A 24,857-nucleotide genomic window follows, 5' to 3' on the forward strand; every position below is an offset into this window, starting at 1 on the left:
AGAGCCTTCATTCTCCCATATAGGACGCTTTCATTTTGACAGAAGCCGTCATCGAGCTGAAAGACGTATCCCTGACGCTTGGCGAAGGGGCATCGTCTGTCCACGTGCTGAAAGGCGTCAGCCTTGAGGTGGCGCGCGGCGAGGCGACCGGCATCGTCGGCCCATCCGGCTCCGGCAAGTCGACCTTGCTGATGGTGCTGGCGGGGCTGGAAAGGGTCGATTCGGGTACGGTACGAATCGCCGGCGAGCTGCTCAACGGCAAAAGCGAGGACCGGATTGCTTCGTTTCGTGGCCGAAACATTGGCATCGTGTTCCAGTCGTTCCACCTCATTCCCAATATGACGGCGCTCGAAAATGTCGCGGTGCCGCTGGAACTAGCCGGCCATGCCGATCCGTTTTCGGTGGCGGCGCGCGAACTGGCAGCCGTCGGCCTCAGCGACCGCGTCACGCATTATCCCGGCGAATTGTCGGGTGGCGAACAGCAGCGCGTGGCGATCGCCCGGGCGCTGGCGCCCTCGCCACGTATCCTGATCGCCGACGAGCCGACCGGCAATCTCGACCAGGCAACGGGGCGGCAGGTCGCCGACCTCCTGTTCGCCAAGGCGGCCGAGCGTGGCATGACGCTGGTGCTGGTGACGCATGACCCCGCGCTCGCGGCGCGCTGCTCGCGCCAGGTTTCGATGCGCTCCGGCCGGATCGAGGCGCCGGCGCCCGTCAAGGTCACCGCCTGATGCCGCTGGCGCAGACGTTGAAGCTTGCGATCCGCTTCTCGTTGCGCGAGATGCGCGGCGGCCTGTCCGGCTTCCTGATCTTCCTCGCCTGCATCGCGCTTGGCGTCGCGGCGATCGGCGGCGTCAATTCGGTGGCGCGCGCCATCACCGCCGGCGTCGCCAATCAGGGCCAGACGCTGCTTGGCGGCGACCTTCGCTTCCAGATCAACCAGCGTGACGCCAGTGATGCCGAACGCGGCTTCCTCAACGGCCTGGGCGCGATCTCGCGTACCACCAGCATGCGCTCGATGGCGCGTCTCGCCGACGGATCCGACCAGGCGCTGGTCGAGGCCAAGGCGGTTGACGACGCCTATCCGCTCTATGGCGCGCTGGAAACCGATCCGGCGCTGTCGAAGCAGGAACTGTTCGGCGAAGAGTTCGGCGTTTTCGGCGCCGCGGCACCGGATCTGCTGTTCGAACGGCTGCATCTCAAGCTCGGTGACCGGCTGAAGCTCGGCACCGCCACCTTCGAGCTGCGCGCCAGGCTGGTCACCGAACCGGACGCCGTGTCCGACGGTTTCGGTTTCGCGCCGCGACTGTTGATCTCGAGCCAGGGGCTGGCGGCCACCGGGCTGATCCAGCCGGGCAGCCTGGTCGAAAATGCCTACAAGATCCGGCTGCCGGCCGACGCCGACGAGGCGCGGCTCAAGACCATCCAGGATCAGGCGACCAAGGACTTTCCCGAGGCCGGCTGGTCGATCCGCACGCGCAGCAATGCCGCCCCGGCATTGTCGTCCAACATCGAACGCTTTTCGCAATTCCTGACGCTGGTCGGGCTGACGGCGCTGGTGGTCGGCGGCGTCGGCGTCGCCAACGCGGTGCGCGCCTATCTCGACGGCAAGCGCGGCGTCATTGCCACCTTCAAGAGCCTGGGCGCTTCGGGCGGCTTCGTCTTTGCCGTCTATCTGGTGCAGATCCTGATCATCGCCGCACTCGGCATTCTGCTTGGCCTCATGCTGGGTGCGCTGATGCCGTTCGCCGCCAGCGCCGCCCTAAAATCGGTCATTCCGGTGCCAGCGGAAGGCGGCTTCTATCCCGGCGCGCTGGGCATGGCGGCGCTGTTCGGCCTGCTGGTGACGCTGGCCTTCGCGCTTCTGCCGCTCGGCCGCGCCCGCGACGTGCCGGCCACCGCGCTGTTTCGCGAGATGGGGCTGGAAGGGCGGGGCTTTCCGCGCCCTGTCTATATTGCCTCAGCCGTCGGCATCGCGCTGTTGCTGGCGGCGCTGGCCATCCTGTTTTCCGGCGACCGCCGCATCGCCTCGATCTTCGTCGGCGCCACCATCTTCGCCTTCCTGGTGCTGCGCCTCGTCGGCGCGCTGGTGCAATGGGCGGCACGGAAGAGCCCGCGTGTACGCTTCGTGGCGCTGCGGCTCGCCGTGGGCAACATCCACCGGCCCGGCGCGCTGACCCCATCGGTGGTGCTGTCGCTGGGGCTCGGGCTGACGCTGCTGGTGACGCTGGCGCTGATCGACGGTAATCTGCGGCGGCAGATTTCCGGCAGCCTGCCGGAGCGGGCGCCGAATTTCTTCTTCGTCGACATCCAAAGCAGCGATGTCGCGTCCTTCTCCGCGCTGATCGGCAAGGAGGCGCCACGGGGAACACTGGCCACGGTGCCGATGCTGCGCGGCCGGGTGATGGCGCTGAACGGCGTCGGTGTCGACAAGGTCAAGGTTCCGGCCGAAGGCGCCTGGGTGCTGAAAGGCGATCGCGGCCTGACCTATGACGCGAAACCGCCGGAAAACGCGACGCTGACCGAGGGCAGCTGGTGGCCGGACAATTATGCCGGCGAGCCGCTGGTCTCGTTTTCGGCCGTGGAAGGCAAGGAGATCGGGCTGAAGCTCGGCGACACCATCACCGTCAATGTGCTCGGCCGCAACGTGACAGCCCGGATCGCCAATTTCCGCCAGGTCGAATGGGAGACGATGGGCATCAATTTCGTCATGGTGTTCTCGCCCAACACATTCGCCGGCGCCCCGCATGGCTGGATGGCGACGCTGACCGAAAAGAGTGCCTCGACGGCCGACGACGCCCGCATCCTCAATGCCGTCACCCGCGCCTTCCCGGCGGTGACGACGGTCCGGGTCAAGGATGCGCTCGATGTCGTCAACCGGCTGGTCGGGCAGCTCGGTACGGCGATCCGGGCCGCCGCCGGCGTGGCGCTGATCGCTTCGGTGCTGGTGCTGGCCGGCGCGCTTGCCGCCGGCAACCGGGCGCGCATCCACGATGCGGTGGTGCTGAAGACGCTGGGCGCGACGCGTACGACGCTGATTGCCGCCTTCTCGCTCGAATACATGCTGATCGGGCTCGCCACCGCGATCTTCGCCCTGGCCGCCGGCAGTGCCGCTGCCTGGTTCGTCGTCGCGCGCATCATGACATTGCCGTCGCATTTCATGCCCGAGGTGGCGGTGGCGACGATCGTCTTTGCGCTGGTGATCACCGTCGGCATCGGTCTCGCCGGCACTTGGCGGGTGCTTGGCCACAAGGCCGCGCCGGTGCTGCGCAACCTCTGAGTCGCCCTGAGTTCCATGTGCCGGCGGCCGGCATTTGGTTAAATCGGAGTAATGTTTCGCCTTCGAAGGCCGAAAAACCGGGCCATGCGCGCCTCACGAAGCATTACACCCCGTTACGGTCTTGTTCTTGACGCGAATAACCATCATATTTCGCCACAGGCATGCTGGAGCCCTGCCAGCGGCGCCTGGGTCCGGGTGGACCTGACACCGGACGGGGCAGAAGCAATAGAGGACTACAATGGCTGATCCCATTCGCAACTACCAGACGCGCGCCGTGCCCGGCGTCGGCGTTGGTGCTGATATCGATCAAGGCCTGCGCGCCTACATGATCAAGGTCTACAATCTGATGGGGCTCGGCCTCCTCATCACCGGACTTGCCGCAATCGGCACGATCATGCTGGCCACCACCACCGATCCGGCCTCGGCCGTCGCGACGCTGCCGAGCGGCGAGATGCTGACCTCCTTCGGCTACGCGATCTTCGGCTCGCCGCTGCGTTGGGTGGTGATCTTCGCCCCGCTGGCTGCGGTGATGTTCCTGTCGTTCCGTGTCCAGTCGATGAGTGTTGCGGCCGCGCAGACGACGTTCTGGGTCTATGCCGGCCTCGTCGGCCTGTCGCTGTCGTCGATCTTCCTGGTCTACACGACGGCCAGCATTTCGCAGACCTTCTTCGCCACCGCGGCGGCCTTCGGCGCGCTGTCGCTCTACGGCTACACGACCAAGCGCGACCTGACCGCGATGGGCTCGTTCCTGATCATGGGCGTGTTCGGCTTGATCATCGCAATGGTGATCAACATCTTCCTGCAGTCGTCGGCCCTGTCCTTCGCCGTTTCGGCGATCGGCGTGCTGATCTTCTCGGGCCTCACCGCCTATGACACGCAGAAGATCAAGGAGATGTATTTCGATGGCGACGCTTCGGATGTCGCCGGCCGCAAGGCGATCATGGGTGCCCTGAGGCTCTATCTCGATTTCATCAACCTGTTCATGTTCCTGCTGCAGTTCATGGGCGATCGCCGCTAAGGCTTCGGGATCATGGTCTGACTGGACCAGCGAGTTTGGAAGGGGCGGCCCAACGGCCGCCCTTTTCTTTTGTGCCGGCCTTTGCTTAATAGGAGGCACATGAACGACTTGCATAAATTATGAGCAGCATCATCATTCGGGCCGCCGGACCGGCCGACCTCGACCGAATCATGGAAATCTACGCCGATGCGGTCACGCACGGTACCGCCAGCTACGAGTTGGAGCCGCCCAGCCGCGTCGAAATGGGCGCCCGCTTCGACGGTTTGATGACCGGCGGCTTTCCCTACCTGGTGGCGGAGAAGGATGGCGCCGTGCTTGGCTATGCCTATGCCGGGGCGTTCCGGCCGCGCCCGGCCTATCGCTTCATCGTCGAGGATTCCGTCTATGTCGCGCCCGAGGCCAAGGGCCAGGGGGTTGGTCTGTTGCTGATGCGGCAGCTGATCGAGGCGTGCCGCGCGGCGGGCTTTCGCCAGATCGTCGCGGTGATCGGCGATGGACGGCCGGACAGCGCTTCCGTGCGGCTGCACGAAAAGCTCGGCTTTCGCCATTCGGGCCGCCTTGAAGGCTCCGGCTACAAGCACGGCCGCTGGCTGGACACGGTCTTCATGCAGCTGTCGTTGAACGGTGGGGTCTCGACATCGCCTGATCCGGATTCGCTGCCGGAGCGGAAATTCCACCGGCAAAAACTAACTACTTGATTTTTATGCAATTCCGGACGGAAAAGCGCTGTGCACTTTTCCTGGAATTGCTTTAAGCCTCGACCAGCTTCAGCTTGCCGTCGAACACCCCCAGCACGCGGCCAAGCTCCTGGCCGCGCTTGAGGATGCGGCCGCCGGCGGCGATGACGGCAAAAGCGCCCTGCTTGCGGGCCAGTTTCGGATCCTTGACGATCTGGAACAGCGGCACTTCGCTGGTGCGGCGGAAGACGGAAAACACGGCGCGGTCGGTAAGGTGGTCGATGGCGTAGTCCCGCCATTCATTGGCGGCAACCATGCGCCCGTAAATCCTGAGGATCTGGTCCAGTTCACGCCGGTCGAACCGCACCGGCTGATCGAGGCGCTCGCGTCTTGCCTCGTGCAGCGGGATCAATATTGCGGATGCGTCGCCATCCCCCGTCCCGCCGCCGTCATCGGTCATGCCTCGATCCTTCAAAATGAATCTTTGCCAACCAAAGTTGGCGCGTTCGCGAAGGAATTGCAAGACCCGGCGAAGCGAGCCCCGCGCTGCGCCGTTTTCGCAACGTCCAGTCACTTTTATGAAACGCCGTGTTGGAATTGGTGATGCTTCGCCACATTTCTGCCTTTTTTTATCCGCGCTCATGCCCCAATGTCCGACGAATTTACCGGCGTTGCCTGAGACGGTTCGGTCCGGCACCGGCTCGTAAACCCCAAGCCCCCCGCCCACGGGTCTGCGTCGGATCGAACCAACCTCGGTTTTTCCTCGGAAAAACCGGGTGCGACGATCCCAAAACCTAAATAACCGACGTCAGAAGCAAGCTGGCGTCGGTTTTTTCATGCCTGGTCGATGGAGGCTGAAGTGCCTAGACAGGGGCGCGGCTTCGTTGCTCCATCCGCCAACGCAGGCGATCCTTCGCGACGCTTTCCTACCGGACTTCACCCGCACAAGGAGGGAGATTGGCCTTCATCCCCCGCTTTTGCCAATCTGTGTTGAAAGCCCCGGCATGAGTCTCCGCGTCGTCGCGTCGTCCCTGTTCTGCCTCAAGATGACGAAATGACGATCGTCCCGCCATCGGCAAGATAGCGGCGCTCAATCAGGATCTGAAGGATGCCTAAGGCTTGTGGATGAAGGCCGCGCCCAGAATGGGGCCGGGCAGGCCGTCCTTGCCGACCGACTGCAGCAGCACGGCGCAGCCGCCCTTCTTGGAAATCTCGCTCATCGGCAATTCGTAGCGCTGCGCCTTGCCGTGCCACATGCCAGCGGTCTGGATACCTGTAACGGCGTTCCAGTAGGTCATCTTGCGGCCGGTGTTCTCACCCTGGCCGATCTTGATCGTCTGCGGCGGGTCGAAATAGACAATGACGACATGGGCATCGCTGGGCCCCGCGCCGGCGTCGCCGGCGTCGATCATCACGCGGTCGCTGGTTCGGCTGACCTTGATGGCGACCCGCATGCCTTCGCCGGTCTTCGCCAGGCGGGCGAGCGCGCCGTCGACCTCGCCGCGGCTGGCTCCGTTGACATGGACGCGGCCGTTGATAACGGCCTGCGGCGTGTAGACGGAGCGGCTGCCGAAGGCGCGCATATAGTCATATTGCCGCTCGGTGTTCTCCTTGCGGCTCAGCGTGTCCTGCCAGCCAAGATAATCCCAGTAGTCGACGTGATAGGCGAGCGCGACGATATCTTCCTTGGCGGCAAGTTCGGCAAACAACGCATCGGCCGGGGGACAGGAATTGCAGCCCTGGCTGGTGAACAGCTCGACCACGCCCAGGGGCCTGTCGGTCGAACCCCTGTCGGACTGGGGCTTGTCGAGCTCGCCAGCCTGTCCGGTGCCGGCAAACGCCGAAAAGGCCAGCGCAAGGGCTGCCAGCCACAATGATTTTCGCGAGGCCATGGTCATTCCGATTCCCGCCGGTGGTGCCGGCTTTATTGTGATTGCTGAAATATGTGGCAGAACCGGAAGTCAACAGGAAGTCACGTTGCGGTGAAATTTTTGCCATTGCAACCGACCGCAACGGCGCAATAGGACCAAGGCCTGCACTTCAGGGTCGAAACCGATTCGGGCGGCAATCACGATGTGGCAAACACTTTTGGCGCCGGTCGATCTCTACTGCGAGAGAACGGGACCGGGACTCTGGGCCGAGCCGATCAATGCGCTGACAAATCTCGCTTTCATCGCCGCCGGCCTGTGGGGCGTACGCGAGGTGCGAAGGCTGGGCACCGGCACCTTTGCCGAGGTGCTGGCCTGGTGGGTGGTGGCGATCGGCATCGGCTCGACGATATTCCATACGTTTGCCACCAAGGGCACCATCTGGGCCGACGTGCTGCCGATCGCCAGCTTCACGCTGGCCTACACGCTGTTCAACCTGCGCCGCTTCCTCGGTATGCGATGGGGCAAGGCCATTGTCATCTTCGTTGCCTTCTACGCGGTTGCCGGGCTGGTGACGCTGGCCGTGCCGGACTGGCTGCGCCAGGCGTCGAACGGCACGACCGGCTATCTGCCGCCGTTCCTCGCGCTCGCCTTCTTCGGCACCCTGGTGGCGGCGGGCGGCAATCGCGCCGGCTGGTACAATCTGGCGGGGTCGGCGATCTTCGTCGTCTCGGTCATCTGCCGGATGATCGATCCGCTGGTCTGCGCCAGCTTCCCGCTCGGCACGCATTTCCTCTGGCACATCCTCAACGGGCTGATGCTCGGCGTGCTTCTGGCGGCGGCGGCGCGGTTTGGGGCGCCGAAGGTAGGCAGTAGGCAGTAGGCAGTAGGCAGTAGGCAGTAGGCAGTAGGGTGTGTCTTCCTTGCTTCCCTATTGCCTACTGCCCAATCCCTACTGCCTAATCCCTGCCGTTAGGCCGCCAGGTCGCGCAGGACGTATTGCAGGATGCCGCCGTTCTTGAAGTAGTCGAGCTCGTCCAGCGTATCGATGCGGCAGATGATCGGCACATTCTTCACCGTGCCGTCGCCATAGGTGATCCTGGCGGTCATCGTCTGGCGCGGCTTGATGGTGCTCAGTCCGTCGATCTCGACCAGCTCGTCGCCCTTGAGGTTGAGCGAGGCCCACGAGGTGCCTTCTTCGAAGACGAAGGGAATGACGCCCATGCCGACCAGGTTCGAGCGATGGATGCGCTCGAAGGACTGGGCGATGACCGCGCGGACACCGAGAAGGTTCGTTCCCTTGGCCGCCCAGTCGCGCGACGAGCCATTGCCGTATTCGACGCCGGCGAAGATGACCAGCGGCACGCCTTCCTTCTTGTACTCCATCGCCGCGTCGTAGATCGATTCCTCTTCCTTCGACGGGTAGTGGATGGTGTAGCCGCCTTCCCTGCCGTTCTCGCCCAGCATGTGGTTGCGGATGCGGATGTTGGCGAAGGTGCCGCGCATCATCACCTCGTGATTGCCGCGCCGCGTGCCGTACTGGTTGAAGTCGGCGACGCCGACGCCATGATCGGTGAGGTACTTGCCGGCCGGTGAGGCGGCCTTGATCGAGCCCGCCGGCGAGATATGGTCGGTGGTGATCTTGTCGCCGAACAGGCCGAGGATGCGGGCGCCCTTGATGTCGCCGATCTTGCCGAACCCGGCAGTCATGCCGGCAAAATAGGGCGGGTTCTGCACATAGGTCGAATTGTCGTCCCAGGCATAGGTCTGGCCTTCCGGGGCCTGGACCTTCTGCCAGTGCTCGTCACCCTTGAAGACGTCGGCGTATTTACGGGCGAACAGCTCGCGGGTGACGTTCTTCTCGATGAATTCCTGGATCTCGGCCGAGCTCGGCCAGATATCCTTGAGGTAGACCGGATTGCCGTTCTTGTCCTCGCCGAGCGGCTCGGTGGTGAGGTCCTTGGTGACGGTTCCAGCCAGCGCGTGGGCGACGACCAGCGGCGGCGAGGCGAGGTAGTTGGCCTGCACGTCGGGCGAGACGCGGCCTTCGAAATTGCGGTTGCCGGACAAGACCGCGGCAGCAATCAAGCCCTTGTCGTTGATGGTTTTCGAGATCGGCGCCGGCAGCGGGCCGGAATTGCCGATGCAGGTGGTGCAGCCGAAGCCGACCAGGTTGAAGCCGATCTGGTCGAGCTCCTTCTGCAGGCCGGATTTCTCCAGATATTCGGCGACCACCTGGCTGCCGGGGGCCAGTGAGGTCTTCACCCACGGCTTCTGTTTGAGGCCGAGCCGGTTGGCGTTGCGCGCCAGGAGGCCGGCGCCGATCAGCACGCTCGGGTTCGAGGTGTTGGTGCAGGAGGTGATGGCGGCGATGACGACATCGCCATGACCGAGATCGTACGACGTGCCTTCGACGGCATAGCGCTTGGAGATTTCCGCCGCCTTCTTGTACTCGGTCTCCATCGCCTTGGCGAAGCCTTCCGGAATGCCTTCGAGCGCGACGCGGCCCTCGGGGCGCTTGGGGCCGGCCATCGACGGCACGACGCTGCCGAGCTCGAGCTCGAGCAGGTCGGTGAACACCGGATCGGCCGAGCCGGTGTCGCGCCACAGGCCTTGCGCCTTGGCATAGGCCTCGACCAACGCGATGCGGTCCTCGCTGCGGCCGGACATTGTGAGGTAGCGGATGGTTTCTGAGTCGACCGGGAAAAAGCCGCAGGTGGCGCCATATTCCGGCGCCATGTTGCCGATGGTGGCGCGGTCGGCCAGCGTCATGTTGGAGAGGCCTGGGCCAAAGAACTCGACGAACTTGCCGACGACGCCCTTCTTGCGCAGCATCTGGGTGACGGTGAGCACGAGGTCGGTGGCGGTGACGCCTTCCTTGAGCTTGCCGGTGAGGCGGAAGCCGATGACCTCGGGCAAGAGCATGGAGACGGGCTGGCCGAGCATGGCAGCCTCGGCCTCGATGCCGCCGACACCCCAGCCGAGCACGCCAAGGCCGTTGATCATCGTGGTGTGCGAATCGGTGCCGACGCAGGTGTCGGGATAGGCGGTGGTTTCGCCATCCTCGGTGTTGGTCCAGACGACCTGGCCAAGATATTCGAGGTTGACCTGGTGGCAGATGCCGGTGCCGGGCGGCACGACGCGGAAGTTGCGGAAGGCCTGCTGGCCCCATTTCAGGAACTTGTAGCGCTCCTCGTTGCGCTCGTATTCGAGCTCGACATTGCGGGCAAAGGCCATCGGCGTGCCGAATTCATCGACGATGACGGAGTGGTCGATGACGAGGTCGACAGGCACCAGCGGGTTGATCTTCTGCGGGTCGCCGCCGAGCGAGGCCATGGCGTCGCGCATGGCGGCGAGATCGACCACGGCCGGGACGCCGGTGAAATCCTGCATCAGCACGCGGGCCGGGCGATAGGCGATCTCGACGCCGGCGGTGCCCTTGTCGGTCAGCCAGCCGGCGACCGCCTGGATGCTCTCCTTGGTGACGGAGCGGCCGTCCTCGTTGCGCAGCAGGTTCTCCAGCAGCACCTTCATCGAATAGGGCAGCTGGGCGATGCCGGTAAGGCCGTTCTTCTCGGCCTCGATGAGGTCGAAATAGACATACTCAGTGCCGCTTGCGGTCAGCGTGCGGCGGCAATTGAAACTGTCGAGGGATTTTGACACGTGCGATCCGTCCTTGTCTGTTCAGCCTGAAAGGGAACGGACGCCGATGGCATGCAATCACGCGCAAAGGTGCGGGTACGGCCATTTCCGCTGTCCGCTCCCAAGCAACTCGAGCCGTTCAAGGCGGCGCGTGCGCTGGTTCGGCGCTAATTCGCTTCCCGTGCCGACCGCTGGCACGGATGCACCGCATATAGAGAATTTTCTGGAATAGTTCTAGACAGTCCAAAGGCTATTTTGTGCGATGCGATACCAGCCGCGACACATTGTTTTGGGGACGGGTGAGGGATGCGGCTTATCGCCGGAAATCTGGGCGGCGAACGCGGCGGCGACACGGTGTTTTCCGGCATCGGCTTTGCCCTGCGGGACGGTCAGGCGCTGGTCGTCACCGGGCCGAACGGATCAGGAAAATCGACCTTGCTGCGGGTTATCGCCGGGCTGCTTCCGGTGGCGGAAGGCAGCGTGCGGATCGAAGGTGGTGGCGAGACGTTTCCGTCGATCGCTTCGGCCTGTCATTATCTTGGCCACCACAACGCGATGAAGACGGCGCTCAGCGTGGCGGAAAACCTGCGCTTCTGGCGCGACTTCAACGGCAGCGGCCATGTTGGCGTCGAGGCGGCGCTGGACATGGTCGGGCTGGGCAGCATCGGCCATCTGCCATTCGGTTATCTCTCGACCGGGCAGAGGCGGCGCGCGGCGATCGCGAAACTGCTGGTCAGCCATCGGCCGCTGTGGCTGCTCGACGAGCCGACGGCGGGGCTGGACAAGGCTTCGGAGGGGCGCTTCGCCGCGCTGATGACGAGGCATTGCGGGGATGGCGGGATGATTGTCGCGGCGACGCATCTGCCGCTCGGGTTGGATGGGGCGAAAGAATTGAGGATGGGAGGATGACATGCTAGCGCTCTTCCTCCGCGACATCCGCCTCAATATCCGTGCCGGCGGCGGCGCGTTGACCGGCGTGATCTTCTTCCTTGCCGTCATTGCCACCATCCCGTTCGGGGTTGGGCCGGACCTGAGGCTGCTCGCCCGCATCGGCCCGGCGATCCTGTGGATCGGCGCGCTGCTGTCTTGCCTGCTCGGGCTCGACCGGCTGTTCCAGGCCGACCGCGAGGACGGTTCGCTCGATCTGCTGGTGCTCGGCAACGACCGGCACATGCTGGCTTTGACCGTGCTGACGAAATGCCTGGCGCATTGGGCGGGCAGCGTGCTGCCGCTGGTCATTGCGGCTCCCTTGCTCGGCCTGTTCATGAACATGGAGCCGCTCGCCATCGGCGCCACGGCGCTGACACTGCTGATCGGCACGCCGGCGATCACCTTCATCGGTGCTGCCGGTGCGGCGGTGGCGGTGGCGCTGCCGCGTGGCGGTTTGCTGATCTCGGTGCTGGTGCTGCCGCTGACCATCCCGGTGCTGATCTTCGGCGTTTCGGCGAGCTACGGCGCGACGGCCAATCCCGATCCGTTTCTGCAGCCCTTCCTCATTCTTGCCGCGCTGACCCTGTTTCTTGCCGTGCTGGGCCCGGTGTCGGCGGCGCTGGCGCTGCGCCACGGAACGGATTGAGTGACGTCGGTCAGGGTTTGCGTGACATCAAAGGCCGCGGCGCGGCGACCGCCTATGTTCGCAGGCTGCGGCGCGGCGGCCGATTGCGAAGCTGCCGGCACGTCGTTAAGGAAAAGCATGATCGAGCGAGACGGAAGGATCCGGTTGGAGAGAAGGATGTCGTCGAGGGGGCGGCAGGCATGAGCGCGCATGCACTCTACGTCACCGCTGCCTACGCGATCACCGCCGTGGCGCTGGCCGGACTGATCGGCTGGATCCTGATCGACCAGCGGGCCCGCAAACGTGAACTCGCCGAACTGGAAGCGTCGGGCGTCCGGCGTCGCTCCGACAAGGCCATCAAGTCATGAGCATGGAAACCGAAACGCCCGCGCCGCCCCGCCGCCGCCTGTTTGTGCTTTTGCCGCTTTTGATCTTCATCGGCCTGGCGGGGTTGTTCCTGTCGCAGCTTTTGTCGGGGCGCGATGTTTCGGAGGTGCCATCGGCGCTGATCGGCCAGCCGGCGCCACAGACAAACCTGCCGGCGCTCGAGGGCAGCAACCTACCGGGCCTGGATTCGAAATTGTTCGCCGGCAAGGTCACGCTGGTCAACGTGTTCGCGTCATGGTGCGCGCCGTGCCGGGAGGAACATCCGGTGCTGCTGGCGCTGGCGCGGGACAAGCGCTTCGTCATGGCGGCGCTGAACTACAAGGACCAGCCGGAAAACGCCCGCCGTTTCCTCGGCGATCTCGGCAACCCGTTCCAGGCGATCGGTGTCGACGAGGCCGGACGCACGGCGATCGACTGGGGTGTCTACGGCGTGCCGGAAACCTTCGTCATCGGCAAGGACGGCAAGATCGCCTACAAGCATGTCGGTCCGCTGACGCCGGAGACGGCGCGGACGCTGCTGTTGCCGCAGATCGACAAGGCGCTGGCGGCGCATTGATATTCAGCTGGCCTGCGGACGGCGGCTTCCTGCGCTTCCGGTGCTCACGTACCCGAAAGTACGCTCCGCTCCGGTTCTCGGAACCCACCCTTCTCGACTCGGCCTGACCTGAATCTCAACACGCCTGGGCGGCGCGGACTTAAGGTCAGCCGTAGATCTGCTTGTGGACCTGGTAGAGCATTTCCGAGCGGTCGGCGCGCATGTCGGCCAGATCGCGGCTGGAAAAACTGTCGATTTCGGCGACGAGGCGGTTGTAGTGCTTGCGCTTGGCAATGCTGTTGCGAGCGCGGTTCATGAGATCGTTGAAGATCATAGCAAGGTTCCTTCTGTGCCGCCTTCCTGGCGGCCGGTTCTTCCTCCCTTGATCGGTACGAAGCATGACATAGGATTGGTGCGTTGCAAAAAGAAGATGTTGCAATGCACCATTGCACTCAGCGCATAGCCGGTTAAGCGCGCTTAACCCGGGTTAAGGGCCCTTAACCGGGGTTAACGCGGCACTCATGCCTCATCACGTCTGCAGGAGGTTGCGGACGATTTGATGATCGATCTTGCCTTATTGATCGCCGGCTGGCTTGATCGGTGACGGTGCCGCGTTGAATGACCTGGGAGGGAAGCCATGGCCGCCGAAGATTACGAAATTCTCGATCCGCGTTTCGCGCGCCTGGTCGGCACGAATGCGCATGTGCACAAGCTCTTCACCGGCTGCCAATGGGCGGAAGGGCCAGCCTGGTTCGCCGCCGGCCGCTATGTGGTCTGGTCTGATATCCCGAACAACCGCATGCTGCGCTTCGACGAGACCGACGGCCATGTCAGCGTGTTCCGTCAGCCATCCGGCAATTCCAATGGCAACACCGTCGACCGGCAGGGCCGGCTGGTCACCTGCGAGCATTCGGGCCGGCGCGTCAGCCGCACCGAGCATGACGGCTCGATCACCACCATTGCGGCGAAATGGCGTGGCAAGCGGCTGAATTCGCCCAACGACGCGGTGGTCAAGTCGGATGGATCGATCTGGTTCACCGATCCGAGCTACGGCATCGACAATGACTATGAGGGCGACAAGGCGGAGAGCGAGATCGGCGCCTGCCATGTCTACCGGGTCGATCCCGGCACGGGTGAGGTCGAAGCCGTCATCACCGACATGGTCAGGCCCAACGGCCTCGCCTTCTCGCTCGACGAGAGCAAGCTCTATGTCGCCGACACCGGCCGCACGCATGGCGCGCAAGATCCTGCGCATATCCGCGTGTTCAATGTCGGCAAGGGCGGCAAGAAGGTTTCCGGCGGAAAAGTCTTCGCCGACTGCACGGCCGGCCTGTTCGACGGCTTCAGGCTCGATGAGGGCGGCCGTATCTGGACCAGCGCGGCCGACGGCATCCACTGCTACGATCCGGACGGGACGCTGATCGGCAAGGTCAAGGTACCGGAGGTCACCGCCAATTGCGTGTTCGGCGGCAACAAGCTGAACTGTCTCTACATCGCCGGCACCACTTCGCTCTACATGGTCCGGCTCATGGTCAACGGCGCCAAAACGTACTGAGCTGCCGTCAACAGGATCGAAGGGGAGAAAATCATGCCATTCGTCAACATCCGCCTCGTCAAGGAAGTGATCGCGGCCGACCCCGCCGGCAAGAAGGCGGACATCGCCAAAAAGGTCACGGCGGCGATCATGGAGGCCACCGGACTGGGGAACGACGATGTCTGGGTGGTCTTCGAGGAGGTCAACGCGCGCGACTGGTATGTCGGCAAGACCGATGTCGAGACGCTGCGGAGCAAGAAGTAGTTCGAAGGCTTGGTGGCGAAGGATGTGCTCAGCGGCTCGCGATGAAATCCGCGAAGGCTGAAAGCGCATTGCGCATCGCCAGCACATTTGTCGGCTCCGCCAGGATGGTGTCGGTCTCGGGCGGCTTCTTACCCAGCAGCGCAATCTCGAGCGACCTGCCGTCATAAAGCGCAAACGACATGGTGCGCATGATCTCCGCCAAGGCGGCGCGGGCAAACAGCGAGCGCGGCGAGGCGTGCACCAGCATGGCCGGCTTGTCGACGGCGGCGTCGCGCGACACCAGCCAGTCGAGCCCGTTCTTCAGGCCGCCCGGAACGCCATGGGCATATTCCGGACAGGAGACGATGACGCCGTCGGCATGGGTGACGGCGTCGATCAGCGCGGCGGCTTCTTGCGGCGTCCGCTCGCCTTCCTCGTCGGGATTGAAGATCGGCAGACGGCCAAGCCCGTCATAGAGGGTGACGCGACAGCCGGGCGGCGCATTCCGCGCCAGTGCGGCGAGCAGGGCCGAATTGGTGGAGGCCGCCCGCAGGCTGCCGGAGATGGCAAGGAGGTTCAGCAAGGGTAAAACTCGGACGAATCGTGTCCGCGAAGATTACCACATCGTCTGCCTGTAGCTTTCGTCCAGCCAGCGGTCGGTCGCCTCGACCGAATCGGCCAACGCCAGCTGGTCGCGCAGGATCTGGCCGAGTGTCGGCAGCGTCGAGCGGTCATGCCAGGTCTCCGGCTTCCACAGATCGGAGCGCATGAAGGCCTTGGCGCAATGCATGTAGGCGGCCTTGACGGTGACCACGACGACGCTTTGCGGTTCCTTGCCGTCGACAGCCAGGCGCTCGCGCAAACCCGCATCGATGGTGATGCGGGCGTCGCCGTTGACGCGCAGCGTCTCGTTCATGCCGGGGATGAGGAAGAGCAGCCCGACCGACGGGTTGAGGAGGATGTTCTCCAGCGTGTCGAGCCGGTTGTTGCCGGGCCGGTCGGGGATGGCGATGGTCTGGTCGTCGAGCACGGCGGCGAAGCCCGGCCTGTCGCCCTTCGGCGTCACGTCGGCATTGCCGGCGCCGTCGGACGAGCCGATCAGCACGAACGGGCTCTTGCCGATGAAGGAACGGCAATGGCCGTCGAGCGCCTTCAATTCCTTGCGGACCGAGCCGTCGGTCGGGCGCGGCGTCTTGTAGATCGTCCTCAACTCGTCGCGCGTGGTGACGAATTCCATGGCCCCCTCCCTATTTGCCGGCCTTCTCTTCTTTTGCCGCCTTTTCCTCGAGCGAATGGCGCAGGATCAGCGGCATCTGGCTGAAAGTGAAGACAAGAGTGATGGGAATCGTGCCCCAGACCTTGAAATAAAGCCAGGTTTCCTCCGAAAAATTCCGCCACATCACTTCGTTCAGCGCAGCCAGGAAAAGAAAGAACAGTCCCCAGCGGAAGGTGAGCTTGCGCCAGCCTTCGGCGTCGAGGCTGAAAGCGGAATCAAAGACATAACCGAGCAGCGATCTGCCGAATGCCAGTCCGCCGAGCAGCGTCAGGCCGAACAGGGAATTGATGATCGTCGGCTTCATGTAGGCAAAGGTCTTGTCCTGCAGCCACAGCGCCAAGGCGCCAAACCCGAAAACGATGATGCCCGATACCAGCGGCATGATCGGCAAGCTGCGCATCACCAGCCACGAAACAGCAAGCGACAGCGCGGTGGCCACCATGAAGAAGGCGGTGGCGATCAGCAGCGGTTCGCCCAGATGCGTCAGGATGGGAAATTTCTGGGCGAGCCACTCACCGCGAATGGTCGTGAAAAAGAACACCAGGCCCGGCCCGAGTTCGAGAGCGAATTTCAGGGCGGGGTTCAGCGTTTTGCGACGAGGATCGGAAAGATCGCTTTCGAGGATAGGTGGGTTCATGGGTTAAGCCACTCCAGCGATCGCCCTGGCGAATTCGCTTGCCGAAAAAGGTTCGAGGTCGTCGACCTGTTCGCCGACGCCGATGAAATAGACCGGCAGTTTGTGCTTTGCCGCGATCGCCACCAGAATACCGCCGCGCGCCGTCCCGTCCAGCTTGGTCATCACCAGACCGTTGACGCCGGCGATATTGCGGAAGATCTCGACCTGGTTGAGCGCGTTCTGGCCAGTGGTGGCATCGACCGTCTGCAGCACCGTGTGCGGCGCTTCCGGATCGAGCTTGCCGAGCACACGGACGATCTTTTCGAGCTCGGCCATCAGTTCGGTCTTGTTCTGCAGGCGCCCGGCGGTGTCGATGATCAGCACGTCGGAGCCGGCCTCCTTCGCCTTCTCGAAGGCGTCGTAGGCAAGCCCGGCGGCATCGGCGCCGATCTTGGAGGCGATCACCGGCGACTTCGTCCGCTCGCCCCAGATCTTCAACTGCTCGATGGCGGCGGCGCGGAAGGTATCGCCGGCGGCAAGCATCACCGACAGGCCGCCATCGGTCAGCTTGGCGGCGAGCTTGCCAATGGTGGTGGTTTTGCCGGTGCCGTTGACGCCGACCACGAGAATGACATGCGGCTTGTGGGAGAGGTCGAGCTCCAGCGGCATGGCGACGTGGGTCAGCACCTTTTCCACCTCGGCCGCCATGATGGCGCGCACTTCCGCGTCGGACACGTCCTTGCCATAGCGGCTGGAGGCCAGAGCATCGGTGACGCGCAGCGCGGTCTCCATGCCGAGGTCAGCGCGGATCAGCACGTCCTCCAGATCCTGCAGCGTCTCTTCGTCGAGCTTGCGCTTGGTGAAGACGCCGGCGATGTTGCCGGTCAGTTCTTTCGAGGAGCGGGCGAGCCCGTCCTTCATGCGCTGGAACCACGAGCGCCTCGGCGCCGGCTCCGGCGCCTTCCGCGGTTCGGCCTTCTGTTCGACCTTCTTGGTGACGGTCACCTTGCCGGGAGCGGGTTTTGGTTCCGGCAGGGGTTGTGGGGCCGGTTGCAGGACGGGCTGCGGTTCGGGTGCGACCTCAGCGATGACGGGCTGCGTCTCGACTGGCGCGGGCTGGCGAATGGCAGGCTGGATTTCTGCTGGTGGGGCCGAAGGCACGGCAGTTGCTGGCGTAGCCTCGGCAGGGGGTGCCAAATCCTTCGCAGGCTCGCGCTGCCCCTCACCCTTACCCAATCCCCGCAAGAGGCGGGGAGAGGGGGGCGTCAGCGTTGCGACTTCTTCTTCTACGTCTGCAGGGGCAGGCACGGCGTCGCGTTCAGCTTCCTTCTCCGCGGGGGAGAAGGTAGCTGCAGCCGGATGAGGGGCAACGCCAAGCTGTGAAGGGATTTCTGATCGTGTCTCGACAGCAAGGGCCGGCACTTCGACAGGCGCAGGCCCAGGCTCCGGTTCGTCGGGCACGATCTCAGGCAGGTCCGGTGCCGGGACTGGAATCTCTTGCGGCGCCGGTTCGGGGACGCGCTCCGGCACGGCTGGCACATCGGGCTTTTCCGGTGGCGCCGGCTCTTCGGCCGGTATTTCCGGGGCCAGCGGCTCAGGTGCCTGCGGTTCCTCGATCGGTGTGGGCTCTGGCTGAATTTCCGGCTCGGACGGGACGCTCGGCGCCGGCGCGGGCGTTGGCTCCTCGACAGATGCCGGCTCTGGCGGTACCTCCGGCTCGGCCGGCGGTGTCGGCACGACCTCCGCCTCGGGCCGCGGCTCGTCGCGCTTCAGGAATTCCGGAACGACCTGCTCGGCTGCCGGCTTCAGCGCATCCAGCGCTTCCCATTTGATCGGCGGCAGCGGGGCGGTCTCGTCGATGCGCTCCTCGACCACCTCTTTCTTGCCGAACGAAAATATCTTCTTGAAAAAACCAGCCATGCTTTGCGTTTCTCAGGCGGCGCGGGCGGCAAGCGGCGCCGCGATCAGCCGGGCGCCGTCATGGCCGGTGATGTCAGCCTGGACGATTTCGCCCGGCGAGCCGGCGGCAAGTGCCGCCAGCGTGAAGCCTTCGGTGCGGCCGAGGCCGTCGCGTTCGATCAGGATCGACTGGCGCGTTCCGGCCAGCGACGACAGATGGCTGCGATACGCGGCTTCACCGGCGGCGCGCAACCGGGCGGCGCGCTGCTTGACCACCTCGCGGCGAACCTGCGGCATGCGCGCGGCGGGCGTACCCTCGCGGGGGCTGAACGGGAAGACGTGAAGGTGGGTCAGCCCGCATTCCTCGACGATCTTTTCCGAGTTCTCGAACATGTCGTCGGTCTCGGTCGGAAAGCCGGCGATGATGTCGGCGCCGAAGACGATGCCTGGGCGCAGCTTGCGCACATCCTCGCAGAAGCGGATCGACTGATCGCGCAGATGCCGGCGCTTCATGCGCTTCAGGATCATGTCGTCGCCCGACTGCAGCGACAGATGCAGATGCGGCATCAGCCGCGGCTCGGTGGCGATGGCGTCGAGCAAATCGTCGTCGGCCTCGATCGAATCGATCGACGACAGCCGCAGGCGCTTCACGTCCGGCACCTGCTTGAGGATCGTCTTCACCAGCTTGCCGAGTTTTGGCGCGCCCGGCAGGTCGGCGCCGAAGCTGGTCATGTCGACGCCGGTCAGCACGATCTCGGCATAGCCGTTGGTGCTGAGCCGCTTGACCTGCTCGACCACGGCGCCCATCGGCACCGAGCGCGAATTGCCGCGACCATAGGGAATGATGCAGAAGGTGCAGCGGTGGTCGCAGCCGTTCTGCACCTGGACGAAGGCCCGCGCCCGGCCCTCGATGGCGTCGACCATGTGGCTGGCGGTCTCGCGCACCGAAAAGATGTCGTTGACGCGCGCCTTCTCGGTGTCGTTGACGCCGAAATCCGGCAGCGCGCGATAGGAATGCGCCTTCAGCTTCTCCTCATTACCGAGGACGAGATCGACCTCGTCCATGGCGGCGAAACTCTGCGGCTCGGTCTGCGCGGCGCAGCCGGTGACGATGATGCGGGCCCGCGGGTTGTCGCGGCGCGCCTTGCGGATCGCCTGCCTGGCCTGGCGCACCGCCTCGCCGGTGACGGCGCAGGTGTTGAAGATCACCGCGCCGCCTTCCAGCGCGCCGAGGCCGGCGGTTTCAGCCTCGCGCCGCATCACCTCGGATTCATAGGTGTTCAGCCGGCAGCCGAAGGTCACTACGTCAATTGCCTTGGAGATGGGGCCCTCGGAGACCGGGCCCTTGGACAGGGCGGACATCAGGCCGCGCTCTCGGTGTCGCGGGCCCAGATGCCGGTCGACGGATCGAAGCTGCCCGAAAATTCCCATTCGGCCGCACCTGTAAGGATGACGTGGTCGTCGTCGCGCCATTCGACATGCAGCGTGCCACCGCCGGGGGTCAACAGGCTGACGCTCCGGCCGGTCCGCTTGGTACGGGCCGCGGCAACCACCGATGCGCAGGCGGCCGAGCCACAGGCCTTGGTCAGGCCGGCGCCGCGCTCCCAGGTGCGGACGACCATGGTTTGCGGTGAGGTAACCTGTGCGATGGTGATGTTGGCGCGCTCGGGAAACATCGGGTGGTTCTCGAGCAGCGGGCCGAAGCGGTCGAGTTCATAGGACCAGACATCTCGGTCGACCCAGAAGATGGCGTGCGGATTGCCCATCGAGACGACCGAGGGTGAATGCAGCACCGGCGCGTCGATCGGGCCGATCTGCAGCTCGATCATGCGGGTGTCGCGGAATTCCTCGGCCAGCGGGATTTCCTGCCAGCCGAAACGTGGCGTGCCCATGTCGACCGAGATCGAGCCGTCGGCATGTTCACGTGCATTGAGGATGCCGGCCACGGTCTCGAAGGTGAAGGTCTTCTGGCCGGTCTCGGAGGCCAGCGCCTGGACGACGCAGCGCATGCCGTTGCCGCAGGCCTGCGCCCCGGAGCCGTCGGAATTCAGGATGTCGATGAAAAAGGCGGTGCCCGGCGTCCTGGCGTCGTGGATCGCCATGATCTGGTCGAACCTGGTCGCGGCGTCGGCGTTCAGCGCGATGGCCGCAGCCGGCGTCACCCGATCGGCACGGCCACGCATATCGGCAACGATGATCTCGTTGCCGATGCCGTTCATCTTGGCGAAGGGGGCCGTGCTTGCCATTGCTCCGAAAATTCCGTGTCCGTTTGGCGCTATATGGCGGAAACGGGCAGGAATTACCAGTGCGGAGCAGCTTTACGTCACCGCGAAGATGCCAAGCACCACGAGCAGGAAGATGATGAGAACGATGCCGATGAGGATGCGCGCGCCGGTGGCGGCGGCGCCTGCCAGTGCCGGCATGCCGAGCAGGCTCGCCGCCGCGGCGACGATCAGGAGAATGATGATCCATTTGATCATGGGAATGCCTCGTAACCCGACAGATTTTGAAACCGCATGGAAACGCGGCTGTCGCGCTTGGGTTCCCGCTGGCTGCGAGGCGTATGTCAGGGGCAAGACTAGCCGGCGATCTCGATATCGGTGGTGAAGGGCGCCGTCTTGTTGGAATTCTGGTCATGCATGAGGAAGTCGCACCGGTATTTGCCGGGCGGCAGGCCATCGGGCGGACCATCGGCGAAAAAGGTCGTGCCGTAAATGGCCAATGCAGACTTCAGCCATGCTTTGTCTCGGGTACGTCCCAGACTTCCCCCGGCTGCAAGGCGCGAAAGCGCTCCTGCGGGATGCCTTGGTCGTCAAGCGCCTGAGCCAGCTTTCGGACCGGCTCGTCGATCGGTTCGTCCGTGAGCTGGAAGGTGCCCCAATGGCAGCCGGCGGCATAGGCGGCGTTGCACAGCTTCATGCCTTGCACGGCTTCCTCCGGGTTCTGGTGCTGCGGCGCCATGAACCAGCGTGGCTCGTAGGCGCCGATCGGCAGGATGGCGAAGCGGAAGCCGCCATGTCTCTCGGCCATCAGCCGGTAATTGGCGCCATCGTGGAAGCCGGTGTCGCCAGCGAAGTAGATCTTGCCGCCCGGTGTCTCGATGACGAAGCCGGCCCACAGCGCCATGCACCGGTCGCGGGTGCCGCGCGCCGACCAGTGATGCACCGGCTCGACATGGATGGCGACGCCATCATGGGTGTCGACCCTGTCGCCCCAGTCATGCGCCGACAGCCGCATGCCGGGCACGGCGCCGTCGATGAGGACGTCGTTGCCGAGGGGCGTCAGCACCAGCGGATCGTGCTTTGCCTTGAGCCGTTTCAGTGTCGCGAGGTCGAGATGGTCGTAATGATTATGGCTGACCAGCACGAGGTCGATCGGCGGCAGGCGGATGAAGGCGATGCCCGGTGGACTGACGCGTCTTGGTCCGAGGAAGGAAAACGGCGACGTGCGTTGCGACCAGACCGGATCGGTGAGGATGTTCAGGCCGGCGGTCTGGATGAGCAGCGAGGAATGGCCGACCATCGTCACCCTCAAAGCGGAGCCTTCCACCCTTTCCACGGGATCTGCCTGCTGAAACGTACTCGGATCGGCCGCCGGCCATTTCGAGCGCCCGCCGCTCAACTGCCATTTCAGCAGGTCGGCGAAGCGCCCTGGCGGCCGGCCGTCGGGGTTGAAGAACAAGGTGCCGTCGAAATGATCGCTTGGCGGACCGCTGTAGTAGCGATTGGCGGCTGTCTTTTTCGCGGCCAATTTTGCGGCTCCAGCGGGTTTGCGTTTGCTAGACATAGGCCCTGCGCCGGCTGGCGCAAGCATTTGGCTCCCGAATGCCAAGGGCTAGGAGGCCGGCTCAATTAGGATCGCCAGGGATCGCGGAGCGGGAGGACGACGCCATGGCGATGAAACGGACGAAGACCCCGTGGATGAAGGCCGAGGATTTCGGCCGCTCGTTGCCACGCGGCATCGGCGTCAACCTGCTGGTGCGCGACATGGTGGCCATGGAAGCCTTCTGCCGCGACGTGCTTGGCGCGCGGGTGATCTACGCCGATGAGGATTTCGCGGCGATCGAGTTGCTGGGATCGGTTTTCATGCTGCATGCCGACCATTCCTATCTCGACAACCCGATGACCGGGGTGATTGTCGGCAGCGAAACACGCGGGGCCGGGATAGAGTTGCGCCTCTACGGCGCCGATCCCGATGCGATCGAGACGGCGGCACGGGATCACGGCCACATCGTGCTGGCTGGCGCGCTCGACAAGCCGCATGGCTTGCGGGAAAGCTATATCGTCGGACCTGACGGATATGTGTTCGTGCCGAGCGCCCCACTGGCCGGGTGGTTGCGATAAATTTGCAACAAATTTTGCCACAAACCGTATTTTAACCATATCGGGTTGAAATTTCGCCACCTTCTCCATCTTGGTGGAGGTGAGATTGCGCGGACGGCATCCCCCCAAGCCGGATCCGACGGAGGTTGGAATGACTTTTTCGAAAATCGGCCTGGTGGCCGTATCGCTGGCGGCGCTCGTTGCGAGCGGCTGCTCGACCTCACGGTTCTCGTCGATGGATGACCAGCAGCCCGCGCCGCTGCAGCCGGCCCCGTCCGGCCAGGTGACGGCGAATCAGCTGCCGCCGCCGGCCTCACCCGGGACCACCGATCCGTCGCAGTTCCCGACCGCGCCGGCGAATACGCAGGTTGCGTCGTTGCCGCCGGACGGCACGGCGCCCGCCGGAGCCTCGGATCTGACCGCGGCCAGCGTCGCTGGCGTCTGGACCGCCAGCGTTTCGGGCCAGACCTGCAAGGTGGCGACGCCGCAGACCAAATTCGGCGCCGGCTTCCGCGCCGGACCGCTGCATTGCCCGGCGCCGATCGACGGCATCAAGTCGTGGAACGTCGCCGGCAAGCAGCTGACGCTCTATGACGAGAATGGCGGCACGCTGGCACGGCTCTATTCCTCTGGCGGTTCGAAATTCGACGGCCAGACTTCCAACGGCCAGCCGATTTCGCTTACAAGATAAGTCCGATCTTCCTCTTATGTTCTTACGCAACTCCGGACGGAAAGCCGCTACACACTTTTCCTGGAATTGCTCGACAACGACGTGACCTATGCATCTGCGCGACGGCCTCCAGACCCACGCGACCGTCAGGCAGCGCTATGACCATCTGGTCGAGACGGGCGCGATCGAACGCGACCCGGCGCAGGAACGGATCGCCGCCGCGCTCGACCGGCTGATCGACGAGATCTCGGCAAAGCGGCTGGCGCACAAATCCAGTGCGCTGGGCTGGCTGTTTGCCCGCAAGCGCGAGACGCATGAGGCGGTCAAGGGCCTCTACATCCACGGTGGCGTCGGCCGCGGCAAGACCATGCTGATGGACATGTTCTTCGAGCTGTTGCCGGTGCGCCGCAAGCGCCGTGTCCACTTCAACGACTTCATGGCCGATGTGCAGGACCGTATCCAGAAGCACCGGCAGGCGCGCAAGAATGGCGACGTCAAGGAGGACGATCCGATCCCGCCCGTGGCCAAGGCCCTCGCCGAGCAGGCCTGGGTGCTGTGCTTCGACGAGTTCTCGGTCACCGACATTGCCGATGCGATGATCCTGTCGCGGCTGTTTTCGGCGCTGTTCGCCAGCGGCGTTGTGCTGGTCGCGACCTCGAACGTGGCGCCGGAAAATCTCTATGGCGACGGGCTGAACCGCCAGCTTTTCCTGCCGTTCATCGGCATCCTGGAGCGGCACACGCATGTGCTGTCGCTCGACACCGACAAGGACTACCGGCTCGAAAAGCTTGCCCGCACGCCGGTCTATGTCACGCCGGCCGATGCCGCGGCCGACCAGGCGCTCGACGAGGCGTGGCGGGCCATGACGCACGGTGCGCCGACGGCCGAGGCGTCGCTGACCGTCAAGGGCCGGCATTTGGTGATCCCGCGCGCTGCCGGCGTCGCGGCTCGCTTCTCCTTCGCCGATCTTTGCGAAAAGCCGCTCGGGGCACGCGATTACCTGGCCATTGCCGGCCGGTTCTCGACCATCTTCATCGACCACGTGCCGGTGCTGGGCGAAGGCAAGCGCAACGAGGCCAAGCGCTTCATCCTTTTGATCGACACGCTCTACGATCACCATGCGCGGCTGGTGGTAAGTGCCGAGGCGCCGCCACAGCAGCTTTATGTCGCCAAACGCGGCGTCGAGGTCTTCGAGTTCGAGCGCACCGCATCACGCTTGATCGAAATGCAGAGCCGCGACTGGCTGGAAGACTGGGCCGAGCGACAGAAGGCGAAGGATCCGGCGAACAGGCTCGAAGACCGGCACGGCGAGTCTCCCGCCGCCACGATCTGAGC

General features: G+C 64.4%; 27 protein-coding genes. 14 read left to right on the plus strand and 13 right to left on the minus strand.

The window, feature by feature from the left end; translation table 11 throughout:
• Window positions 1-35: 35 nt before the first annotated feature.
• The 4 genes from AC56QP_RS19265 (at window position 36) to AC56QP_RS19280 (ending at window position 4,996) form a co-directional block, all read left to right on the plus strand.
• Complete coding sequence (locus tag AC56QP_RS19265; protein WP_256752066.1) at window positions 36-731, plus strand: ABC transporter ATP-binding protein; 696 nt, start codon at window positions 36-38, stop codon at window positions 729-731.
• On the plus strand, window positions 731-3,280 hold the full coding sequence (locus AC56QP_RS19270) for an ABC transporter permease (RefSeq protein WP_489858515.1): 2,550 nt from the start codon (window positions 731-733) through the stop codon (window positions 3,278-3,280). Before AC56QP_RS19265 ends, AC56QP_RS19270 begins: the two co-directional genes overlap by 1 nt.
• 238 nt (window positions 3,281-3,518) lie before the next feature.
• Window positions 3,519-4,298, plus strand: coding sequence for a Bax inhibitor-1/YccA family protein (locus AC56QP_RS19275; protein ID WP_091575987.1), 780 nt, complete (start codon window positions 3,519-3,521; stop codon window positions 4,296-4,298).
• Between the two features lie 119 nt (window positions 4,299-4,417).
• A complete protein-coding gene (locus tag AC56QP_RS19280; protein ID WP_489858514.1) occupies window positions 4,418-4,996 on the plus strand; it encodes a GNAT family N-acetyltransferase in 579 nt (192 codons plus the stop codon).
• A 52-nt stretch (window positions 4,997-5,048) separates the two neighbouring features.
• On the opposite strand, the gene AC56QP_RS19285 is transcribed toward AC56QP_RS19280, so the two are convergent.
• Both AC56QP_RS19285 and AC56QP_RS19290 read right to left on the minus strand, forming a co-directional pair.
• The gene (locus tag AC56QP_RS19285) at window positions 5,049-5,435 is read right to left on the minus strand and encodes a DUF2794 domain-containing protein (RefSeq protein WP_091576226.1); all 387 of its coding nucleotides are present in this window, start codon (window positions 5,433-5,435) and stop codon (window positions 5,049-5,051) included.
• Window positions 5,436-6,087: 652 nt separating this feature from the next.
• Window positions 6,088-6,873, minus strand: a complete 786-nt coding sequence (locus AC56QP_RS19290; protein WP_489858513.1) for a DUF1223 domain-containing protein — start codon at window positions 6,871-6,873, stop codon at window positions 6,088-6,090.
• A 175-nt stretch (window positions 6,874-7,048) separates the two neighbouring features.
• Between AC56QP_RS19290 and AC56QP_RS19295 the strand changes: the two genes are divergently transcribed.
• Window positions 7,049-7,726 (plus strand): ceramidase domain-containing protein, encoded by a 678-nt coding sequence (locus AC56QP_RS19295; protein ID WP_489858512.1) that lies wholly within the window; start codon window positions 7,049-7,051, stop codon window positions 7,724-7,726.
• 89 nt (window positions 7,727-7,815) lie between these two features.
• Here AC56QP_RS19295 and acnA read toward each other — a convergent pair whose 3' ends face one another.
• Window positions 7,816-10,506, minus strand: a complete 2,691-nt coding sequence (acnA, locus tag AC56QP_RS19300) for an aconitate hydratase AcnA (protein ID WP_489858511.1) — start codon at window positions 10,504-10,506, stop codon at window positions 7,816-7,818.
• 285 nt (window positions 10,507-10,791) lie between these two features.
• On the opposite strand from acnA, the gene ccmA reads away from it, so the two are divergent.
• The 4 genes from ccmA to AC56QP_RS19320 all read left to right on the plus strand — a co-directional run bounded on the left by ccmA (window position 10,792) and on the right by AC56QP_RS19320 (window position 12,983).
• Window positions 10,792-11,394 (plus strand): heme ABC exporter ATP-binding protein CcmA, encoded by a 603-nt coding sequence (gene ccmA / locus AC56QP_RS19305; RefSeq protein WP_489858510.1) that lies wholly within the window; start codon window positions 10,792-10,794, stop codon window positions 11,392-11,394.
• Between the two features lies 1 nt (window position 11,395).
• Window positions 11,396-12,061 carry a heme exporter protein CcmB gene (gene ccmB / locus AC56QP_RS19310; protein ID WP_489858509.1) on the plus strand — a complete coding sequence of 222 codons (666 nt, stop codon included), beginning with the start codon at window positions 11,396-11,398 and terminating at the stop codon, window positions 12,059-12,061.
• A 179-nt stretch (window positions 12,062-12,240) separates the two neighbouring features.
• The gene (gene ccmD / locus AC56QP_RS19315) at window positions 12,241-12,408 is read left to right on the plus strand and encodes a heme exporter protein CcmD (RefSeq protein WP_256752055.1); all 168 of its coding nucleotides are present in this window, start codon (window positions 12,241-12,243) and stop codon (window positions 12,406-12,408) included.
• Window positions 12,405-12,983: a DsbE family thiol:disulfide interchange protein gene (locus AC56QP_RS19320; RefSeq protein WP_489858508.1), complete on the plus strand. Its 579-nt coding sequence runs from the start codon at window positions 12,405-12,407 to the stop codon at window positions 12,981-12,983. Before ccmD ends, AC56QP_RS19320 begins: the two co-directional genes overlap by 4 nt.
• Window positions 12,984-13,128: 145 nt before the next feature.
• On the opposite strand, the gene AC56QP_RS19325 is transcribed toward AC56QP_RS19320, so the two are convergent.
• Window positions 13,129-13,296 carry a hypothetical protein gene (locus tag AC56QP_RS19325; RefSeq protein WP_091575996.1) on the minus strand — a complete coding sequence of 56 codons (168 nt, stop codon included), beginning with the start codon at window positions 13,294-13,296 and terminating at the stop codon, window positions 13,129-13,131.
• Window positions 13,297-13,599: 303 nt separating this feature from the next.
• On the opposite strand from AC56QP_RS19325, the gene AC56QP_RS19330 reads away from it, so the two are divergent.
• Both AC56QP_RS19330 and AC56QP_RS19335 read left to right on the plus strand, forming a co-directional pair.
• A complete protein-coding gene (locus tag AC56QP_RS19330) occupies window positions 13,600-14,517 on the plus strand; it encodes an SMP-30/gluconolactonase/LRE family protein (protein WP_489858507.1) in 918 nt (305 codons plus the stop codon).
• Between the two features lie 33 nt (window positions 14,518-14,550).
• Entirely contained in the window at window positions 14,551-14,760 is a 210-nt protein-coding gene (locus AC56QP_RS19335) for a tautomerase family protein (RefSeq protein ID WP_091575998.1), read from the plus strand.
• Window positions 14,761-14,788: 28 nt separating this feature from the next.
• Here AC56QP_RS19335 and AC56QP_RS19340 read toward each other — a convergent pair whose 3' ends face one another.
• The 9 genes from AC56QP_RS19340 to AC56QP_RS19380 all read right to left on the minus strand — a co-directional run bounded on the left by AC56QP_RS19340 (window position 14,789) and on the right by AC56QP_RS19380 (window position 22,280).
• Complete coding sequence (locus AC56QP_RS19340) at window positions 14,789-15,322, minus strand: NADPH-dependent FMN reductase (protein WP_489858506.1); 534 nt, start codon at window positions 15,320-15,322, stop codon at window positions 14,789-14,791.
• 33 nt (window positions 15,323-15,355) lie between these two features.
• On the minus strand, window positions 15,356-15,976 hold the full coding sequence (locus AC56QP_RS19345) for a pyridoxamine 5'-phosphate oxidase family protein (RefSeq protein WP_489858505.1): 621 nt from the start codon (window positions 15,974-15,976) through the stop codon (window positions 15,356-15,358).
• Window positions 15,977-15,986: 10 nt separating this feature from the next.
• On the minus strand, window positions 15,987-16,652 hold the full coding sequence (locus AC56QP_RS19350) for a septation protein A (RefSeq protein WP_489858504.1): 666 nt from the start codon (window positions 16,650-16,652) through the stop codon (window positions 15,987-15,989).
• Window positions 16,653-16,655: 3 nt separating this feature from the next.
• Window positions 16,656-18,551 carry a signal recognition particle-docking protein FtsY gene (gene ftsY / locus AC56QP_RS19355; RefSeq protein ID WP_497100403.1) on the minus strand — a complete coding sequence of 632 codons (1,896 nt, stop codon included), beginning with the start codon at window positions 18,549-18,551 and terminating at the stop codon, window positions 16,656-16,658.
• A gap of 12 nt (window positions 18,552-18,563) precedes the next feature.
• Window positions 18,564-19,892, minus strand: coding sequence for a tRNA (N(6)-L-threonylcarbamoyladenosine(37)-C(2))-methylthiotransferase MtaB (mtaB, locus tag AC56QP_RS19360; protein WP_489858502.1), 1,329 nt, complete (start codon window positions 19,890-19,892; stop codon window positions 18,564-18,566).
• Entirely contained in the window at window positions 19,892-20,776 is an 885-nt protein-coding gene (gene dapF, locus AC56QP_RS19365; protein ID WP_489858501.1) for a diaminopimelate epimerase, read from the minus strand. The genes mtaB and dapF overlap by 1 nt, the downstream gene beginning before the upstream one ends.
• 72 nt (window positions 20,777-20,848) lie before the next feature.
• Window positions 20,849-21,010, minus strand: a complete 162-nt coding sequence (locus AC56QP_RS19370) for a DUF1328 family protein (protein ID WP_091576005.1) — start codon at window positions 21,008-21,010, stop codon at window positions 20,849-20,851.
• A gap of 98 nt (window positions 21,011-21,108) precedes the next feature.
• A complete protein-coding gene (locus tag AC56QP_RS19375; protein ID WP_489858500.1) occupies window positions 21,109-21,252 on the minus strand; it encodes a hypothetical protein in 144 nt (47 codons plus the stop codon).
• An 8-nt stretch (window positions 21,253-21,260) separates the two neighbouring features.
• The gene (locus AC56QP_RS19380) at window positions 21,261-22,280 is read right to left on the minus strand and encodes an MBL fold metallo-hydrolase (RefSeq protein WP_489858499.1); all 1,020 of its coding nucleotides are present in this window, start codon (window positions 22,278-22,280) and stop codon (window positions 21,261-21,263) included.
• A gap of 140 nt (window positions 22,281-22,420) precedes the next feature.
• Here AC56QP_RS19380 and AC56QP_RS19385 point away from each other — a divergent pair, with 140 nt between their 5' ends.
• The 3 genes from AC56QP_RS19385 to zapE all read left to right on the plus strand — a co-directional run bounded on the left by AC56QP_RS19385 (window position 22,421) and on the right by zapE (window position 24,855).
• The gene (locus tag AC56QP_RS19385; protein WP_489858498.1) at window positions 22,421-22,873 is read left to right on the plus strand and encodes a VOC family protein; all 453 of its coding nucleotides are present in this window, start codon (window positions 22,421-22,423) and stop codon (window positions 22,871-22,873) included.
• 130 nt (window positions 22,874-23,003) lie between these two features.
• Window positions 23,004-23,543 carry a protease inhibitor Inh/omp19 family protein gene (locus tag AC56QP_RS19390; RefSeq protein ID WP_489858497.1) on the plus strand — a complete coding sequence of 180 codons (540 nt, stop codon included), beginning with the start codon at window positions 23,004-23,006 and terminating at the stop codon, window positions 23,541-23,543.
• An 88-nt stretch (window positions 23,544-23,631) separates the two neighbouring features.
• On the plus strand, window positions 23,632-24,855 hold the full coding sequence (gene zapE, locus AC56QP_RS19395; RefSeq protein WP_489858496.1) for a cell division protein ZapE: 1,224 nt from the start codon (window positions 23,632-23,634) through the stop codon (window positions 24,853-24,855).
• The last annotated feature ends 2 nt before the right edge of the window (window positions 24,856-24,857 follow it).

It is taken from the genome of Mesorhizobium sp. RCAM 05104, assembly GCF_059683645.1.

Coding starts and splice junctions, on each gene's coding strand:
- AC56QP_RS19270 (WP_489858515.1), top strand. CDS start 731: ATGCCGCTGGCGCAGACGTTGAAGCTTGCGATCCGCTTCTCGTTGCGC.
- AC56QP_RS19275 (WP_091575987.1), top strand. CDS start 3,519: ATGGCTGATCCCATTCGCAACTACCAGACGCGCGCCGTGCCCGGCGTC.
- AC56QP_RS19280 (WP_489858514.1), top strand. CDS start 4,418: ATGAGCAGCATCATCATTCGGGCCGCCGGACCGGCCGACCTCGACCGA.
- AC56QP_RS19285 (WP_091576226.1), bottom strand. CDS start 5,435: ATGACCGATGACGGCGGCGGGACGGGGGATGGCGACGCATCCGCAATA.
- AC56QP_RS19290 (WP_489858513.1), bottom strand. CDS start 6,873: ATGACCATGGCCTCGCGAAAATCATTGTGGCTGGCAGCCCTTGCGCTG.
- AC56QP_RS19295 (WP_489858512.1), top strand. CDS start 7,049: ATGTGGCAAACACTTTTGGCGCCGGTCGATCTCTACTGCGAGAGAACG.
- ccmA (WP_489858510.1), top strand. CDS start 10,792: ATGCGGCTTATCGCCGGAAATCTGGGCGGCGAACGCGGCGGCGACACG.
- ccmB (WP_489858509.1), top strand. CDS start 11,396: ATGCTAGCGCTCTTCCTCCGCGACATCCGCCTCAATATCCGTGCCGGC.
- ccmD (WP_256752055.1), top strand. CDS start 12,241: ATGAGCGCGCATGCACTCTACGTCACCGCTGCCTACGCGATCACCGCC.
- AC56QP_RS19320 (WP_489858508.1), top strand. CDS start 12,405: ATGAGCATGGAAACCGAAACGCCCGCGCCGCCCCGCCGCCGCCTGTTT.
- AC56QP_RS19325 (WP_091575996.1), bottom strand. CDS start 13,296: ATGATCTTCAACGATCTCATGAACCGCGCTCGCAACAGCATTGCCAAG.
- AC56QP_RS19330 (WP_489858507.1), top strand. CDS start 13,600: ATGGCCGCCGAAGATTACGAAATTCTCGATCCGCGTTTCGCGCGCCTG.
- AC56QP_RS19335 (WP_091575998.1), top strand. CDS start 14,551: ATGCCATTCGTCAACATCCGCCTCGTCAAGGAAGTGATCGCGGCCGAC.
- AC56QP_RS19345 (WP_489858505.1), bottom strand. CDS start 15,976: ATGGAATTCGTCACCACGCGCGACGAGTTGAGGACGATCTACAAGACG.
- AC56QP_RS19350 (WP_489858504.1), bottom strand. CDS start 16,652: ATGAACCCACCTATCCTCGAAAGCGATCTTTCCGATCCTCGTCGCAAA.
- ftsY (WP_497100403.1), bottom strand. CDS start 18,551: ATGGCTGGTTTTTTCAAGAAGATATTTTCGTTCGGCAAGAAAGAGGTG.
- mtaB (WP_489858502.1), bottom strand. CDS start 19,892: ATGTCCGCCCTGTCCAAGGGCCCGGTCTCCGAGGGCCCCATCTCCAAG.
- dapF (WP_489858501.1), bottom strand. CDS start 20,776: ATGGCAAGCACGGCCCCCTTCGCCAAGATGAACGGCATCGGCAACGAG.
- AC56QP_RS19370 (WP_091576005.1), bottom strand. CDS start 21,010: ATGATCAAATGGATCATCATTCTCCTGATCGTCGCCGCGGCGGCGAGC.
- AC56QP_RS19385 (WP_489858498.1), top strand. CDS start 22,421: ATGGCGATGAAACGGACGAAGACCCCGTGGATGAAGGCCGAGGATTTC.
- AC56QP_RS19390 (WP_489858497.1), top strand. CDS start 23,004: ATGACTTTTTCGAAAATCGGCCTGGTGGCCGTATCGCTGGCGGCGCTC.
- zapE (WP_489858496.1), top strand. CDS start 23,632: ATGCATCTGCGCGACGGCCTCCAGACCCACGCGACCGTCAGGCAGCGC.